The following is a 14,494-nucleotide window of genomic DNA, read 5'->3' as shown; positions in this document are numbered from 1 at the left end:
CGTCATGGCTGAGCCTGTCAGCGCTGTCCTACCCGTCTTGTCGAAACTGTCTGATTGTATGCCTTGCGGAAACACGCGATGATCGTGCTCATGCTGCAACAGCCAACCAGTCCGACGGAGTACGCGATGCAAAAGCCAGGCCAGTCCATCCACGTGAACAAGCCCTTCCTGCTGATCTGCCTGTTTACGTTCTCGACCCTGGCGGCCACCTTGATGAATATGGGCGAGGCCCAGCCGGACGATGCCGCGCCGGCACCCGTGGCGCGCGATGCCGACCATGGCGCCTTGCCTGTCTGCAGCAGCGATGCGCTCACGCTGTCGGCACATTGCCAGCCGGAACGCCGGGCTTGACCGTAGCGGCACCCTGCAGCCGCTGCTGCAGCAAGGCCAGCACGGCCGCTTCCTCCGGCGCCAGCGCCTGCAAATCGTCCTGCATCTGCTGCCGCGCCCGCTCGCGCATGCCTTCCAATAAACTGCCATCGAGATACGATTCCAGCACGGCCGGGTGCACATAGCACTTGCGGCAGATCGTCGGCGTGTTGCCCAGCTTCTTGGCTACGAACTCGATCGCCTGCACGATGTTTTTCTTCGCTTGCGCATCGGAATCGACCTGTTCGAACGTCTGCAGGGCCAGCGCGGCCAGCAGGGTGCCGGACCAGGTGCGGAAATCCTTGGCCGTGTAGTCTTCGCCCGTCACTTCGCGCAGGTAATCGTTGACGTCGCCCGAACCGATGCCGTGGCGCGCACCATCCTCATCGACATATTGGAACAGTTCCTGCCCCGGCAATTCGCGCATGCGCTGCAGCACCCTGGCCAGGCGCCGGTCGCTCAGGCGGATATCGTGGCGCACGCCGCTCTTGCCCTTGAAGTGGAAGGCCACGGCGCTGCCGTCGACCTGCACGTGGCGCGTGCGCAGGGTAGTCAGGCCGAACGATTTGTTCGTGCGCGCGTATTCTTCGTTGCCGATGCGCATCATCGTCAATTCCAGCAGGTGGACGATGGTGGCCAGCACTTTTTCCCGGGGCAAGCCCGGCAGCTGCATGCCGCGCGCGACGGCGGCGCGGATGGCGGGCAGGGCGCGGCCAAAGCTGAGCATACGCTCATATTTCACTTCATCGCGCACCTGGCGCCAGCGCGCATGGTAGCGGTATTGCTTGCGGCCCCGCGCATCGCGCCCCGTCGCCTGCAAATGGCCATTCGCGTGCGGGCAGATCCACACGTCCGTCCAGGCCGGCGGAATGGCCAGCGCCTTGATACGCGCCAGGGTGGCGGCATCGCGCAGGACTTTGCCATCCGCGTCGCGGTAACGGAACTTGCCGGGCTTGCCCGATCGGGCGATGCCGCTCTGATGGTCGCCCGTGTAGCGCAGGCCGGCGGCGCGGGCCGTGGTGGTGGCGGATATTTCCATGGATATAGCGTACCTTGTACGCCGCGCACCTGCCGCGCCGTTATGCTAAGGTGCGCATTCGTAACGCCGTGCGCGGCAGACAGGAGCAGCAGATGTTTGGCAGAAAAAAGAATCTGGAAGAAGACCACGCCCCCCAGGCCGACAAGCAGTATGAAAAGAAATACACGGATGACAGCTTCTGGGACAAGGTCGTCAAGTTCGCCAAGACGGCGGGACGCGAAGTCATCGAAAAAGCCCTGTGGCTGTATTACGCGGCGCAGCAGCCGAATACGCCGCTGTGGGCCAAGACGGCCATCTACGGCGCGCTCGGCTATTTCATTTCGCCCATCGATGCGATTCCCGATATCACGCCCGTGGTCGGCTATGCGGATGACCTGGCCGTGCTGGCGGCGGCCGTCGCCACGGTCGCCACCTACATCACGGCCGAGGTCAAGGAACGGGCCGCCGAGAAATTGCGCGGCTGGTTCGGCGCCTAGCCTGCCGGGGCGGGCTGGCCCGGCTGGCCTTTGACGGCGTTGCGGTACTTGGCCCTGGCCTCGGCCTTCTTGACCGCCTCGTTGGCGATGTTCTGTGCCTTGATGCGGGCTTTTTCACTCTTGCTGCGCTGCTGCGCCACGTCCTTGTTGCCGATGCGGTTAGTCATGCCGGTCTCCTTGTTGAACGTCAAATCTGACCAGCACAGCATACGTTCTTGCCTGGGCGCCACCGTGCGCCCGCTCACACAAGCGGCATGCCTACCGCGCTTGCGCGCTGCCGCCATGCGCCAGCAGGCGCAGCACGACTTCTTTCTGAAATGAACGAAACTCCTTGTCGGCGCTGACGTTGGCGAAGGCCAGCACGGCCGTCTTGCTGGCGCGGTCGACGCAGACGACGGACGCGGCGCCCGGGTCGCCGCCGCTGTGCGTGGCCAGCGGCCTGCCGTCGACGTCGCGCAGCAGCCACACGAGGGCTTGCCGCACGGACGAGTCGGCGGGCACGACGGGGGCTGCTTGCGGCGCGAAAAACAATTGCAGGGTGGAGTCTTGCAGGTAGCGGTGGCCATCGACCCGGCCGCCATTGCTGAAGATGGCCAGGAAGCGGGCAAAGTCATGCGCCGAGCTGCGCAGCAGGCCGGCAGGCCAGTCCGGATAGCCGACGGGCGGCAGCGCTTGCAGGCCCGGTTCCTTGTGCGCATACGGCTGGGCGACGACGGTGCGCCGCGGCAAGCCGGCCAGATTCCACGCCGTGCTGTCCATGCCCAGTGGTTCGAACAGGTGCTCTTGCGTAAAGGCGTCGAGGCCATCGGGGTTCAAACGGCCCACCAGATAGCCGAGCAGGGCGATGCCGACATTGCTGTAGCGCCATTCCGTGCCGGGCCGGGCCGCAAACGACACGTCCGCGTCATACCAGGCGCCGCCGCGCGACAGGTAACCCTTGACGAAGTCGCGCAGCGGTAATCGCGGGTCGCCCTGCACGGCAAACGTCGTCGTCTTTTCGTACACGGCGTCGGAAATGCCCGAGGTGTGGCTGAGCAAATGGCGAAAGGTGATGGGCACGTCGGGAAACTTCGGATGCATGAGCGGGAAGTCCAAGTAGGCCGCCACCTTGTCGTCGAGCTGGAAGGCGCCCTGTTCCAGCAGCATCATGACGGCCGTGGCCGTGACGAGCTTGCTGACGGAGGCGACATGGAACACCGTGCTGGCGTCGGCCTTCTTGCCGGCCTGGATGTCGGCCCAGCCATAGCCGCGCGCGAAAATCGTTTGCTCGCCGCGCACCACGGCCACGCTCATGCCCGGCGTTTCCGTGCGGGCCAGGCCATCGCGCATGAAGCCGTCAAATGCCGTTTCCCACGCCAGCCTGGCCGGATCGGTGGCGCAACCCGTTTGCAGCAGGGCCATCGAGACGCCCAGTCCCAGCACGCTTCTTCGTTTCATTGCTTCTCTCTTTTGCCATTTTTAATTATCTTAACAATATTTCCGCCCGTCATAGGCGCAATTGACAAAACATTGCTTTGAAGCAGTGACAAATGGGTGCCGCCGGCGCCTATTTGCGCCAGTAGCGTTCCAGCAGCGGTTTGACCGTCAGGCCGTGGGCGACGATGGACAGGATGACGACGACCAGGGTGATGTCGGCCAGTTCGCGCGCCAGGCCGTCCGCCAGGCCATGCGCGATGGCATAGCTGAGGTAGTACAGCGAGCCGATGCCGCGCACGCCGAACCAGGCGGCCAGCCCGCGCAGGCGCACGCTGGTGCCCGAGGCCAGCAGACCGAGCATCACGCTGGCCGGGCGCGCCACCAGCAGCAGGAACAGCGCCACGCTCCACGCCTGCCAGCTCCAAGCGGCGGCCGTGACGGCGCCGCCCAGCAGCAGCACCAGGGTCAGTTCGGACAGGCGTTCCAGATGTTCCTTGAAGACGAGGGATTCGCCGCTGACGGTCAGCGTCACGTCGCTGTCGTGCGGCTTGGCGGCGGACACGGCATGGGTTTCCTCGGCCTGCAGCAAGCCGTGCCGGTCTTTCGGCGCGCCCGCCAGCCGCAGTTCCGTCTGGCGCAAGGCCACGCCGGCAAAGAACACGGCCAAAAAGCCCCACGCGTGCAGCCACGTGGACACCCCATACACGAGGGCGATCAAGCCCAGGGCCGCCAGGTCGTCCAGCATCGCGTGTTTCGGCTCCTTGGCGCGCACCTGCCAGCCCAGCCAGGCCAGCAGCGCGCCGCCGGCCGCGCCCAGGGCGATGGCGCCCGCGCTGGCCCAGACCAGATCGCGCCACAGCCAGGTGACCCCGTGCGGCCCCAGCTCATGCAGGCCCAGCAAGCCCAGACCCAGCATGACGAAGGGAAAGCCGCTGCCATCGTTCATGCCCGCTTCGCTGGTCAGCATGAAGCGCAATTGCTCGCGGTCGCCCGCATGGCGCAGCTGCACGTCGGTGGCCAGCACGGGGTCGGTGGGTGCGAGGATGGCGCCCAGCAGTATGCCCGCGCCCAGGGGCAGGCCCAGCACCAGGCAGGAAAAGGCCGCCACCAGGGCCACGGAGATGGCCATCGACAGCCACGCCAGGCGCAGCGACGGCAGCCAGCGCGCCAGGCTGAAAGGCACGGGCATCTTGACGCCGGCGGAAAACAGGGAGATGAGGACGGCGATTTCCGTCAGGGTTTCCAGCAGTGGCGCTTGCTGCACCAGATCGAACGAAAACAGACCGAGGAACATGGGCCCCAGCAGCAGGCCCACGCCCAGGTAAGCCATGGCCGAGGTCAATGGCAGGCGCGCGATGCCATCGGCGCCCAGGCCACGCGCCAGCATCAGGCAACCGATCAGGATGAACCAGGCGGTGGTGCTCATGCAAACCATTGTAGCGGCGCGCGGGCAAGGGCAGCGCGCCGCACGGTTTTTTTATGCTTTGTGCAGCGACACGCTGTCGTTCTGCGCCTGCATGCCATGCAGCTCGATGGGGTCGTGCGTCGAGCGCAAGCGGGGCAGGCCGTGCGGATAGTGGGTGGTGATGAAGGCCAGCATCTGCTCGCGTACCATGCAGCGCAATTCGAACGCCGTGCCTGAATCGACAGCGCTGATGAGGAAACGCACACGCACGGCCCGCTCGTTCGAATCCGTCGCCTGCACGGTGCAGACCCGGCCATCCCATTGCTTGGCGCCTTCGCAGATGCGCGTCAGTTCCGCGCGCAGGGGCTCGATCGGGATGCTGAAATCGAGCCACAGGAACACCGTGCCCAGGATCTCCGAGGAGGTATGCGTCCAGTTCTCGAACGGATTTTCAATGAACCACTGCAACGGCACGATCAAACGGCGCTCGTCCCATACGCGCACGACCACATAGGTGCCCTTGATTTCCTCGACCGTGCCCCATTCTCCGTTGACGATCAGCACGTCGTCGATGCGGATGGGTTGAGAGAAGGCAATTTGCAGGCCTGCGATGAAATTGCCGAGCACGGGCCGGGCGGCGATACCGGCCACCAGGCCCGCCACGCCGGCCGACGCCAGCAGGCTGGCGCCGATCTGCCGCGCGCCGGGCAAGGTCAACAGCACGAAGGACAGGCCCAGGAGGACCACGATGGCGTGCGCGCTGCGCGTGAGCACGCGGGCCTGGGTGATCCGGCGGCGCGCGCGCAGGTTGTCGGCCGCGTCGACGGGATTGATCTGGGAAATCGTGATGCTGAGCGATTCGATGCATTGCATGGCCAGCCAGGTCAGCGCGATGATCAGCGCCACGCTGGCCAGGTGCGACATGGCGACCAGGCCCGGCGTGTCGTCGGGTGCGCTGGCCAGCACCATGCGCAAGCCGAAGACGATCAGGCACAGCTGGCTGGCGCGGAAGGCCACGCGCGCGACGTTGCTGGCAAGCGGGTGGCCATTGGCCAGTCTTTTCAGCAGGCTGATGCCGGCCCGGTGCACGCCGATGGCAACCAGGGTGACGAGCAGGGCGGAAACGAGCACGGTCAGCGCCGAGCGCAGCGGGCCTCCCATCAACGAGTGGAACGTGCTGAGATCCATAGGCGAAAACTCCTTGTTCTTAAATGAAATGGATGTCGGAAGCGGGTATTTTACGGGCAGATGGCGTAACGGGGGCGTGCGTTGCCGTACGGATAAGACTTGCATCAACGTGGATACTTGCAGAAATTGCTGCGCTGCGCCATGTCACGTTGACGTTTCAATACGGAAAGCAAACGGGCGTCGCCGCAGTGGAAACATAGTCATACTTGCCATGCTTTTTGTTTTTGCAAAGGAAAACGATGATAGTACGATCACTCCGAATGTCCTTGCGCTTCATCCTGCCACTGGCTCTGGTGCTGGGACTGTTTGCCTATATTGTGGTACCCCTGCTCGACAACATCACCCTGCGCTGGTATGTGCGCGACCTCGACAGCCGGGCAGAATTGCTCGCTGGAACCCTCCGGCCCTCGTTGACCGAATACCTGCCCGCGCAGGACACCACCCGCATCAGCGAACTGTTCCAGGGCGCCACGCGCGACGAGCGCCTGATCGCCATCGGCTTTTGCGACAATGCGGGCCATTTGCTGTACCAGTCCGCGCAATACCCCGCTTCCATCGGCTGCTGGAGCACGCCTTCCACGGGCGGCCTGTACAAATCCCTGGCGCAATTGCCGCAAGGGCAAGTCCATATCAGCGAAACGCCCGTGATGCAGGATGCGTCCCAGCTGGGCCGTTTGGTGCTGGTGCAGGACATGAGCTTTGTCGAGCGCCGCAATACCGATACCAAACGTTTTATCTTTGCCTTCCTGGCCGTGCTGGCCGTGCTGATTTCCCTGATGACCGTGTTCGTGGCGCACCTGAGCTGGCGCGGCTGGCTGGCGGCCGTCAAGGACATCCTGCGCGGCGAATTGCTGTCGAAGAACAATCCCGCCGTTGCCGCCGCCGCACCGGCCGCCGCGCCCGCGCCGCCGCCGGAAATGCAGCCGCTGATCGGCGACTTGCGCGAATTGCTGCAGGAATACCACCTGGAACGCCAGGGCGATAACGGCTGGTCGTCCGACTGGACGCCGGACAAGCTGCGCGCCTTGCTCGAAGCGGACTTGTCGGGCGACCAGGTGCTCGTGGTGTCGAACCGCGAACCGTATATCCACACCAAAACGGAGACCGGTGTTGCGGTGCAGCGTCCCGCCAGCGGCCTGGTGACGGCCGTGGAAGCCGTGATGCGCGCCTGTTCCGGTACGTGGATCGCGCATGGCGCCGGTTCCGCCGACCGCGAGACGGTTGACAAGCTCGACCACGTGCCCGTGCCGCCGGACAATCCCAGCTATACCTTGCGCCGCGTGTGGCTGACGCAGGAGGAAGAGCAGGGCTATTATTATGGCTTCGCCAATGAAGGCATGTGGCCGCTGTGCCATATCGCCCATGTGCGCCCCGTGTTCCGCTCGTCCGACTGGGAGCAGTATGTGAAGGTCAACCGCCGCTTTGCCGACGCCGTGATCGCCGAGGCGAAGGCGGACAATCCCGTCGTGCTGGTGCAGGATTACCACTTTGCCTTGCTGCCGCGCATGGTGCGCGAAGCCTTGCCGAAGGCGACGATTATCACTTTCTGGCATATCCCGTGGCCGAACTCGGAATCGTTTGGCATTTGCCCATGGCGCGAAGAAATCCTCGACGGCTTGCTGGGCAGCACGATTCTCGGCTTCCACACGCCATTCCACCGCAAGAATTTCCTCGAAACGGTGGACCGCTACCTGGAAACCCGTATCGAACCGGAAGCGTCGACCATTTCCTATGGCGGCGAGATGACGCAGGTCGAGGATTATCCGATTTCCATCGCCTGGCCGGAAGACAACCCGGACCAGCCCGACGTGGCCACGTGCCGCGCGCAAATCCGCAGCGAACTGGGCGTGGCGCCCGACCACTTGCTGGGTATCGGCGTGGACCGCCTCGACTACACGAAAGGCATCGTCGAGCGCTTCCAGGCCGTCGAACGCATGCTGGAACAGCAGCCTGGCATGGTCGGTCATTTCACCTTCGTGCAAATCGCCGCCCCCAGCCGCGCGTCTCTCGATGAATACCAGAGTTTCGACGCCCGGGTGCGCAAGATGGTCGAACGCATCAACCGCCGCTTCGGCAGCGGCGACTATGTGCCCATCCTGCTGAAAGCCGAGCACCATGGCCAGGACGATTTGCAGCGCTATTTCCGCGCTTCCGAAGTGTGCATGGTGACAAGCTTGCACGACGGCATGAATCTGGTGGCCAAGGAATTCATCGCCGCGCGCGACGACGAGCTGGGCGTGCTGGTACTGAGCCAGTTCACGGGCGCCGCGCGCGAGCTGCACGAAGCGCTGATCATCAACCCCTACCATATCGAGCAGGGCGCCGAAGCCCTGTACCGCGCCCTCGTGATGCCGCCCGTGGAACAGCGCGAGCGCATGAAGAGCATGCGGGCCCGTGTAAAACATTTCAATGTCTACCGCTGGGCCGGGCGCATGCTGCTCGATGCGGCCCGTCTGCGCCAGCGCGACAAGGTCATGACCAAGATCGATGCCCACAGCCGCATCAAGCGGCGCAAGGGGATCTGATGGCGGAGATCCCTGACGATAGCGCAGCCTTGCTGCAACTGCTGAGTGCGCCCGGCAGCGCCGTCTTTTTCGACTTTGACGGCACCCTGGTCGACCTGGCGCCCACGCCCGACGGCGTGCGCCTGGAAGCGGGCGTGGTCGACGCGCTGATGCTGCTGGCGCGCTGGCATGGCGGCGCGCTGGCCCTCGTTTCCGGCCGCCCCGTCGCGCAGATCGACGCCATGCTGGCGCCCCTGATCCTGCCCGTGGCCGGCGTGCACGGCGTGGAGCGGCGCGGCGCCGACGGCACACGGCATGTGGCGGCCACGCCCGACGTGTCGTCCGTGCTGGCGCATGCCCGGGCCTTGGCGGATCGCCATCCGGGCTTGCTGGTGGAACACAAGCGCGGCGCCGTGGCCCTGCATTACCGGCTGGCGCCGGAACTGGAACAGCTGTGCCTGCAGGAAATGACGGCGGCCGTGCAAGCGTGCCCCGGTCTTTTGCTGTTGCATGGCAAAATGGTTCTGGAAGCCAAGCCGGCCGCCACGGACAAGGGCGGCGCCATCGCCGCCTTCATGGCCGAGGCGCCGTTCAAGGGACGCCGTCCTGTCTTCGCGGGCGACGATACCACCGACGAGGCAGGTTTTGCCTATGTTCAACAAATTGGGGGGCAGGGCGTGAAAGTGGGCAGCGGCCCCAGCGCCGCCAGCCTGCGCCTGGCCAGCCCGGACGTCTTGCGCACCGTATTGCTGGCCGCGTCCGTATCCCCGTTCAAGGAGTAGCCAATGACGACATCCTATGACACCCCCAGCGGCGCCCATGCGTCCGCCGCCACTGCGCCGCCGGCGCAAGCGTCCCTCAACTGCGGTGTGGTGGGCAATTGCGCCTTCAGCGCCCTGATCGACCAGGCGGGGCAAGTCGTCTGGTCCTGCCTGCCCCGTTTCGATGGCGACCCCGTCTTCAATACCTTGCTGGACGACACGGAAAATGGCAGCGTGTGGGCCATCGACATCGAGAATTTTGCCCGCAGCGAACAATTCTACGAGCCGAACACGGCCGTACTGCGCACGCGGCTGTACGACACGGATGGGCGCGGCGTGGAAATCACGGATTTCGCGCCCCGCTTCCTCAGCCGCGACCGTATGTTCCGCCCGCTGATGCTGATCCGCCGGGTCCGTCCGCTTGATCACGCCGTGCGCATCCGTGTGCGCCTGCGGCCCCGCTATGACTGGGGCAAGCTGGCGCCGCAGGTCACGCAGGGCAGCCACCACATCCGCTACGTGGGGCCGGATCAGACCTTGCGCCTGAACACCGATGTTTCGCTCAACTATGTGCTGAGCGAAACGTATTTCGTGCTGGGCGGCACCGCCAACTTCCTGCTGGGCCCCGATGAAACCTTGGCCGGCGGCATCGACGAGACGGCGCGCATCTTCGAAAAGGAAACGATTAACTATTGGCGCACCTACACGCGCCGCCTGGCCGTGCCGCTGGAATGGCAGGACGTGGTCATCCGCGCCGCCATCACATTAAAACTGTCTTTATATGAGGACACGGGCGCCATCATCGCCGCCATGACGACGAGCATTCCGGAAGCGCCGGGCAGCAGCCGCAACTGGGATTACCGTTACTGCTGGCTGCGCGACGCCTTCTTCGTCGTGCGGGCATTGAACAGCCTGTCGGAAGTTGGGACGATGGAAGAGTATTTGCGCTGGCTGACGAATATCGTCGCCCGCTCGAAAGGCGGCCACATCCAGCCCCTGTACGGCATCGGCCTGGAAGAGCAGTTGCCCGAATCCATGCTCGACCACTTGCCCGGCTACCGCGGCAATGGTCCCGTGCGCGTCGGCAACCAGGCGCAGGAACACTTTCAGCACGACGTCTACGGCAACATCGTCCTGGGCGCGGCGCAGGCTTTCCTCGACCACCGCTTGTTCCACCGGGGCGGAAAAGCCGAGTTCGCCGCACTGGAAGCCGTGGGCGACCAGGCCTTCAAACTGCACGCGGAACCGGACGCGGGCATGTGGGAGCTGCGCACGCGGGCCAGGGTCCACACCTCGTCCATGCTGATGAGCTGGGCCGCCTGCGACCGCCTGGCCAAGGTCGCCCATAAGCTGGGCTTGCCGGACCGGGCCGAGCACTGGAACAGCCGCGCCGTGCTGATACGCGAGAGATTACTGCGCGAAGCGTGGAGCGAGGAACGCCAGGCCTTCGCGGAAAGCCTGGGCGGGCGCGACCTCGACGCATCCGTGCTGCTGATGGCGGAAGTCAACTTCATCGACCCCATGGACCCCCGTTTCATCGCCACCGTCGACGCGCTGGAAGCATCGCTGTGCGACGGCCCCTACATGCGCCGCTACGAAGCGCCCGACGACTTCGGCAAACCGGAAACGGCCTTCAACATCTGCACCTTCTGGCGCATCGACGCCCTGGCCCGCATCGGCAGGAAAGACGAAGCGCGCAAAATCTTCGAAACGATGTTGATGGCGCGCAACCACCTGGGCCTGCTGTCGGAAGATACGCACCCGGTGACGGGGGAGATGTGGGGGAATTTCCCGCAGACGTATTCGATGGTGGGCCTGATCAACTGCGCCGTCAGGTTGTCGGCGCCTTGGGATAGCGCTATTTAATTGTGCCATGTCATGACGCGCCAGGTCATCACCAGCCTTGGTGCGCAGGAATACGAAATGCCGAATGGCATCCACACTGATCAATACGAAATACCGAGATGACGACCGCAAACGACATTTTAGCGACAATAAATGACAGCATTTTTCTTGAGACTATTTTCCAGAAAGATACTGATTGGGATGCTGTATTGTGCGCCAGGGAATCTGTTGAGTTTGATGGCGCATGGTGTGCCAGCTACGAAAAAGTGACCTCATCTTGTCCACCTGAAGGCGCCCTGGTGAAGGGGATCAGGGAGGTCGCATTCAAGAAAGTGTATCAAATCACTGAGAATTCCGACCTTGCTGGCTATGTGTCGGACGATATGGGCCTGATTGCACAGGCATGCCACGATAAAGTCGAGATCGACTTTATCGACAATCTCTGGAAAACCTATATGCGCGGAGAGTTTCCAACTTGAGCTGATACAGGCATGTTCGCGGCGCATCTGCGACGCCATTTCAGCTGCCAGTTGCGCGCTCGCCACGCCCATACAACCTGCACTCCGCCGCCAGCGCCAGCAAATTCGGGTCGCGCTCGCGGCTGCTCAGCATCAGCAGGGTGATTTGCTGGTGCGAGCCGTAGCGCGCGTCCAGCGGCAGCAGTTCGATGCGCGAGCTGAAGGCGCGCACGCGGCCCGGCAGCAGGCTGTAGCCGATGCCGCCGCTGACGAGGTTGATCAGCGAGAAGATGTCGCCCACGCGCATGGCCGTGTCGGGCACGAATCCCGCCAGGTCGAACGCGTGGTTGAAGCTTTGCGAGGTGACGAAACCTTCGTTCAGGGTGACGAATTTCTCATGGCGCAGCAGCTGCAAGTCCACCGAGGCGGCGCCCGCATAGGGCGAGGCTAGCGGTGCGGCCAGGTAGACGTCGTCCTGGAACAGGGGCACGGCCACCAGCCCGGCATGCTGTTCTTCCTCCTGCACGCCGACGATGATGGCGTCCAGGCGTCCATCGGCCAGGCTTTGCAGCAGTTCGCGGTTCGAGCCCAGGGTCAGGTCGATGTCGAGGCCGGGCCGGCGCAGCTTCAGGGCGATCACCAGTTGCGGGATGCAGTGCAGGGTCAATGAATACAGCGAACCGATCTTCAGGCGCACGGGGTTGATGCCCGACATTTCGCGCACCTTGCGCACGCCTTCCTCGCACTCGGCCAGCGCGCGCCGCGCCGATTCGGCAAAGGTGTAGGCCGCATGCAGCGGTATCAGGCTGCGGCCCTCGCGCTTGAACAGGGGACAGCGCAAGCCGTCTTCCAGCGAGTGCAGGGCGCGGTGCACGCTGACCGTGCTCTGGCCCAGCGCGTCGGCCACCCGCGCCAGGTTGTTCAATTCCATAAAGCTGAGAAAAACCTCGAGCTTTTTCAGCGTGATTTCTTCGTTGATGGCCATGTTCACCGTGATTATCGTGAGTTCATTAACTTCAGGGTAATGAACATGGTAGCAGGTTGATTGTCGCGGCCCCGTTTTCGCTCTATCGTCAAGGTTCGATAGCTTAATTCGGAGGCAAGATGTCAACCGCCACAGCAGCGCCAGCGCAGCGGCAAAAACAATGGGACACGCGGCGCACCGAGAAGCGCCGCCGCCTGGAAGCCGTGCGCCACTACGCGAGCGGCCCCGTGCTGCAGCAGGGCGACATGGTCGCCGTGCTCGAAGCCTTGCTGGCGCCGGGCGACCGCGTCGTCCTCGAAGGCAATAATCAGAAGCAGGCCGACTTCCTCGCCCGCATGCTGACCCAGGTCAATCCCGACAAGATCAATCATCTGCACCTGATCATGCCCAGCGTCAGCCTGCCCGAACACCTGGACCTGTTCGAGCGGGGCATCGCCCGCAAGCTCGATTTTTCGTTTGCCGGCACGCAAAGCCTGCGCATCGCCCAGTTTCTGCAGGATGGCTTGCTGGAAGTTGGCGCCATCCACACCTACATCGAACTGTATGCGCGCCTGTTCGTCGACCTCACGCCGAACGTCGTCATGGTGGCCGGCTACATGGCTGACCGCCAGGGCAATCTGTACACGGGCCCCAGCACCGAAGACACGCCGACCCTGGTGGAATCGGCCGCCTTCCGCGACGGCATCGTCATCGCCCAGGTCAATCAGATCGTCGACGACGTCAGCGATTTACCCAGGGTCGACGTGCCCGGCTCGTGGATCGATTTCGTCGTGCAGTCCGACAAACCATTTTTCATCGAACCGCTGTTTACCCGCGACCCGCGCGTGATCAAGCCCGTGCACGTGCTGATGGCCATGATGGCGATCCGCGGCGTGTATGAAAAACACCAGGTGCAGTCGCTCAATCACGGCATCGGTTTCAATACGGCCGCCATCGAGCTGATTTTGCCCACGTATGGTGAGCAATTGGGCTTGAAGGGCAAGATCTGCCGCAACTGGGTGCTCAATCCCCACCCGACCCTGATACCGGCCATCGAGACGGGCTGGGTCGAAAGCGTGCACTGCTTCGGCGCGGAGCTGGGCATGGAAGGTTATGCGGCTGCGCGGCCCGACGTGTTCTTCACGGGCCGCGACGGCTCCATGCGCTCGAACCGCGCCCTGTGCCAGCTGGCCGGCCAGTACGCGGTCGACCTCTTCATCGGCGCCACCTTGCAGATGGATGGCGTAGGTAACTCGTCCACCGTGACGAATGGCCGGCTGGCCGGCTTTGGCGGCGCGCCGAACATGGGGCACGACCCGCATGGCCGGCGCCATCCGACGCCGGCCTGGCTGGACCTGATCGAGACGGACGATCCGCTCGCGCGCGGCAAGAAGCTGGTGGTGCAGATGGTCGAAACGTTCCAGGATGGCGGCCAGCCGACGATCGTCGAATCGCTCGATGCCGTGGCCGTGGGGCAGGCCAGCGGCATGCCGCTGGCGCCCGTGATGATCTATGGCGACGACGTCACCCACGTGCTGACGGAAGAGGGCATCGCTTACCTGTACAAGGCCCGGTCGCTCGACGAGCGCAAGGCCATGCTGGCGGCGGTCGCCGGCGTGACGCCGATTGGCCTGCGCCACGACCCGAAGACGACGGCCAAATTGCGCGCCGACGGCCTGATCGCGCTGCCCGAGGATATCGGCGTGCAGCGCGGCGCGGCGAACCGCTCGCTGCTGGCCGCGAAAAGCATCGCCGACCTGGTCGAATGGTCGGACGGCCTGTATCAACCCCCCGCCAAATTCAGGAGCTGGTAATGATTGCAATGAGCACAATGATGACGATGACACCGGTGCGGGAACGCTGCGCCACGTTGGGACGGCAAGTGCTGCAGGCGCTGCTCGATGAAGTGACCTTGACGCCGAAACCGGGCCTGGTCGATTTGCGCAGCCGTGGCGCGCATACGGACTTGAACTGGGCCCTGATGTGCCATTCGGCCTGCGTGCTGGAGCCCGTGTTTGCCGCCATGGCCGACGCCGGCGCGCGCAGTGAAGACGACGACCTGCTGCGCC

14 protein-coding genes are annotated in these 14,494 nt (G+C 64.1%); 8 read left to right on the top strand and 6 right to left on the bottom strand.

Translation table 11 applies throughout. The features are described from left to right. Positions 1 to 126: 126 nt before the first annotated feature. On the top strand, positions 127 to 351 hold the full coding sequence (locus JAB6_RS27060; protein WP_139143515.1) for a hypothetical protein: 225 nt from the start codon (positions 127 to 129) through the stop codon (positions 349 to 351). On the opposite strand, the gene JAB6_RS27055 is transcribed toward JAB6_RS27060, so the two are convergent. Then, positions 311 to 1,408 carry a DNA topoisomerase IB gene (locus JAB6_RS27055; RefSeq protein WP_070305869.1) on the bottom strand — a complete coding sequence of 366 codons (1,098 nt, stop codon included), beginning with the start codon at positions 1,406 to 1,408 and terminating at the stop codon, positions 311 to 313. The genes JAB6_RS27060 and JAB6_RS27055 overlap by 41 nt on opposite strands. A 92-nt stretch (positions 1,409 to 1,500) precedes the next feature. Here JAB6_RS27055 and JAB6_RS27050 point away from each other — a divergent pair, with 92 nt between their 5' ends. Then, positions 1,501 to 1,884, top strand: coding sequence for a YkvA family protein (locus JAB6_RS27050; RefSeq protein WP_046685558.1), 384 nt, complete (start codon positions 1,501 to 1,503; stop codon positions 1,882 to 1,884). Here the strand turns inward: JAB6_RS27050 and JAB6_RS29495 are convergent. From JAB6_RS29495 to JAB6_RS27030, 4 genes are all read right to left on the bottom strand, one after another. Further along, positions 1,881 to 2,051 (bottom strand): hypothetical protein, encoded by a 171-nt coding sequence (locus JAB6_RS29495; RefSeq protein WP_175444627.1) that lies wholly within the window; start codon positions 2,049 to 2,051, stop codon positions 1,881 to 1,883. The genes JAB6_RS27050 and JAB6_RS29495 overlap by 4 nt on opposite strands. 91 nt (positions 2,052 to 2,142) lie before the next feature. Next, complete coding sequence (locus JAB6_RS27040) at positions 2,143 to 3,321, bottom strand: serine hydrolase (protein ID WP_070305865.1); 1,179 nt, start codon at positions 3,319 to 3,321, stop codon at positions 2,143 to 2,145. A gap of 109 nt (positions 3,322 to 3,430) precedes the next feature. Beyond that, on the bottom strand, positions 3,431 to 4,726 hold the full coding sequence (locus JAB6_RS27035) for a sodium:proton antiporter (protein WP_070305863.1): 1,296 nt from the start codon (positions 4,724 to 4,726) through the stop codon (positions 3,431 to 3,433). 51 nt (positions 4,727 to 4,777) lie between these two features. Then, positions 4,778 to 5,893 (bottom strand): mechanosensitive ion channel family protein, encoded by a 1,116-nt coding sequence (locus tag JAB6_RS27030; protein ID WP_070305862.1) that lies wholly within the window; start codon positions 5,891 to 5,893, stop codon positions 4,778 to 4,780. Positions 5,894 to 6,153: 260 nt separating this feature from the next. On the opposite strand from JAB6_RS27030, the gene JAB6_RS27025 reads away from it, so the two are divergent. The 4 genes from JAB6_RS27025 (at position 6,154) to JAB6_RS27010 (ending at position 11,482) form a co-directional block, all read left to right on the top strand. Beyond that, a complete protein-coding gene (locus JAB6_RS27025; protein WP_139143514.1) occupies positions 6,154 to 8,418 on the top strand; it encodes a trehalose-6-phosphate synthase in 2,265 nt (754 codons plus the stop codon). Beyond that, positions 8,418 to 9,179 (top strand): trehalose-phosphatase, encoded by a 762-nt coding sequence (gene otsB / locus JAB6_RS27020; RefSeq protein ID WP_070305858.1) that lies wholly within the window; start codon positions 8,418 to 8,420, stop codon positions 9,177 to 9,179. The genes JAB6_RS27025 and otsB overlap by 1 nt, the downstream gene beginning before the upstream one ends. A 3-nt stretch (positions 9,180 to 9,182) precedes the next feature. Beyond that, complete coding sequence (locus JAB6_RS27015) at positions 9,183 to 11,024, top strand: glycoside hydrolase family 15 protein (protein ID WP_070305855.1); 1,842 nt, start codon at positions 9,183 to 9,185, stop codon at positions 11,022 to 11,024. A gap of 98 nt (positions 11,025 to 11,122) precedes the next feature. After that, on the top strand, positions 11,123 to 11,482 hold the full coding sequence (locus tag JAB6_RS27010; RefSeq protein WP_034751161.1) for a hypothetical protein: 360 nt from the start codon (positions 11,123 to 11,125) through the stop codon (positions 11,480 to 11,482). Positions 11,483 to 11,522: 40 nt separating this feature from the next. Here the strand turns inward: JAB6_RS27010 and JAB6_RS27005 are convergent, their stop codons facing one another. After that, positions 11,523 to 12,446: a LysR family transcriptional regulator gene (locus JAB6_RS27005; RefSeq protein WP_070305853.1), complete on the bottom strand. Its 924-nt coding sequence runs from the start codon at positions 12,444 to 12,446 to the stop codon at positions 11,523 to 11,525. Between the two features lie 119 nt (positions 12,447 to 12,565). On the opposite strand from JAB6_RS27005, the gene mdcA reads away from it, so the two are divergent. Next, positions 12,566 to 14,239 (top strand): malonate decarboxylase subunit alpha, encoded by a 1,674-nt coding sequence (gene mdcA / locus JAB6_RS27000; RefSeq protein ID WP_070305851.1) that lies wholly within the window; start codon positions 12,566 to 12,568, stop codon positions 14,237 to 14,239. Between the two features lie 20 nt (positions 14,240 to 14,259). Further along, a partial coding sequence (locus JAB6_RS26995) for a triphosphoribosyl-dephospho-CoA synthase (protein ID WP_254671820.1) occupies positions 14,260 to 14,494 on the top strand: 235 nt, incomplete at its 3' end.

The sequence above is a fragment of the Janthinobacterium sp. HH104 genome (assembly GCF_001758715.1).
In the GTDB taxonomy this organism is placed as follows: Bacteria; Pseudomonadota; Gammaproteobacteria; order Burkholderiales; family Burkholderiaceae_D; genus Janthinobacterium; species Janthinobacterium aestuarii.
The sequence above is the reverse complement of the archived record's forward strand: the minus strand, read 5'-3'. Positions and strand labels throughout refer to the sequence as shown.

Excerpts from the sequence above, each read along its gene's own strand:
- JAB6_RS27060 (WP_139143515.1), top strand. The coding sequence starts at position 127 with ATGCAAAAGCCAGGCCAGTCCATCCACGTGAACAAGCCCTTCCTGCTG.
- JAB6_RS27055 (WP_070305869.1), bottom strand. The coding sequence starts at position 1,408 with ATGGAAATATCCGCCACCACCACGGCCCGCGCCGCCGGCCTGCGCTAC.
- JAB6_RS27050 (WP_046685558.1), top strand. The coding sequence starts at position 1,501 with ATGTTTGGCAGAAAAAAGAATCTGGAAGAAGACCACGCCCCCCAGGCC.
- JAB6_RS29495 (WP_175444627.1), bottom strand. The coding sequence starts at position 2,051 with ATGACTAACCGCATCGGCAACAAGGACGTGGCGCAGCAGCGCAGCAAG.
- JAB6_RS27040 (WP_070305865.1), bottom strand. The coding sequence starts at position 3,321 with ATGAAACGAAGAAGCGTGCTGGGACTGGGCGTCTCGATGGCCCTGCTG.
- JAB6_RS27035 (WP_070305863.1), bottom strand. The coding sequence starts at position 4,726 with ATGAGCACCACCGCCTGGTTCATCCTGATCGGTTGCCTGATGCTGGCG.
- JAB6_RS27030 (WP_070305862.1), bottom strand. The coding sequence starts at position 5,893 with ATGGATCTCAGCACGTTCCACTCGTTGATGGGAGGCCCGCTGCGCTCG.
- JAB6_RS27025 (WP_139143514.1), top strand. The coding sequence starts at position 6,154 with ATGTCCTTGCGCTTCATCCTGCCACTGGCTCTGGTGCTGGGACTGTTT.
- otsB (WP_070305858.1), top strand. The coding sequence starts at position 8,418 with ATGGCGGAGATCCCTGACGATAGCGCAGCCTTGCTGCAACTGCTGAGT.
- JAB6_RS27015 (WP_070305855.1), top strand. The coding sequence starts at position 9,183 with ATGACGACATCCTATGACACCCCCAGCGGCGCCCATGCGTCCGCCGCC.
- JAB6_RS27010 (WP_034751161.1), top strand. The coding sequence starts at position 11,123 with ATGACGACCGCAAACGACATTTTAGCGACAATAAATGACAGCATTTTT.
- JAB6_RS27005 (WP_070305853.1), bottom strand. The coding sequence starts at position 12,446 with ATGGCCATCAACGAAGAAATCACGCTGAAAAAGCTCGAGGTTTTTCTC.
- mdcA (WP_070305851.1), top strand. The coding sequence starts at position 12,566 with ATGTCAACCGCCACAGCAGCGCCAGCGCAGCGGCAAAAACAATGGGAC.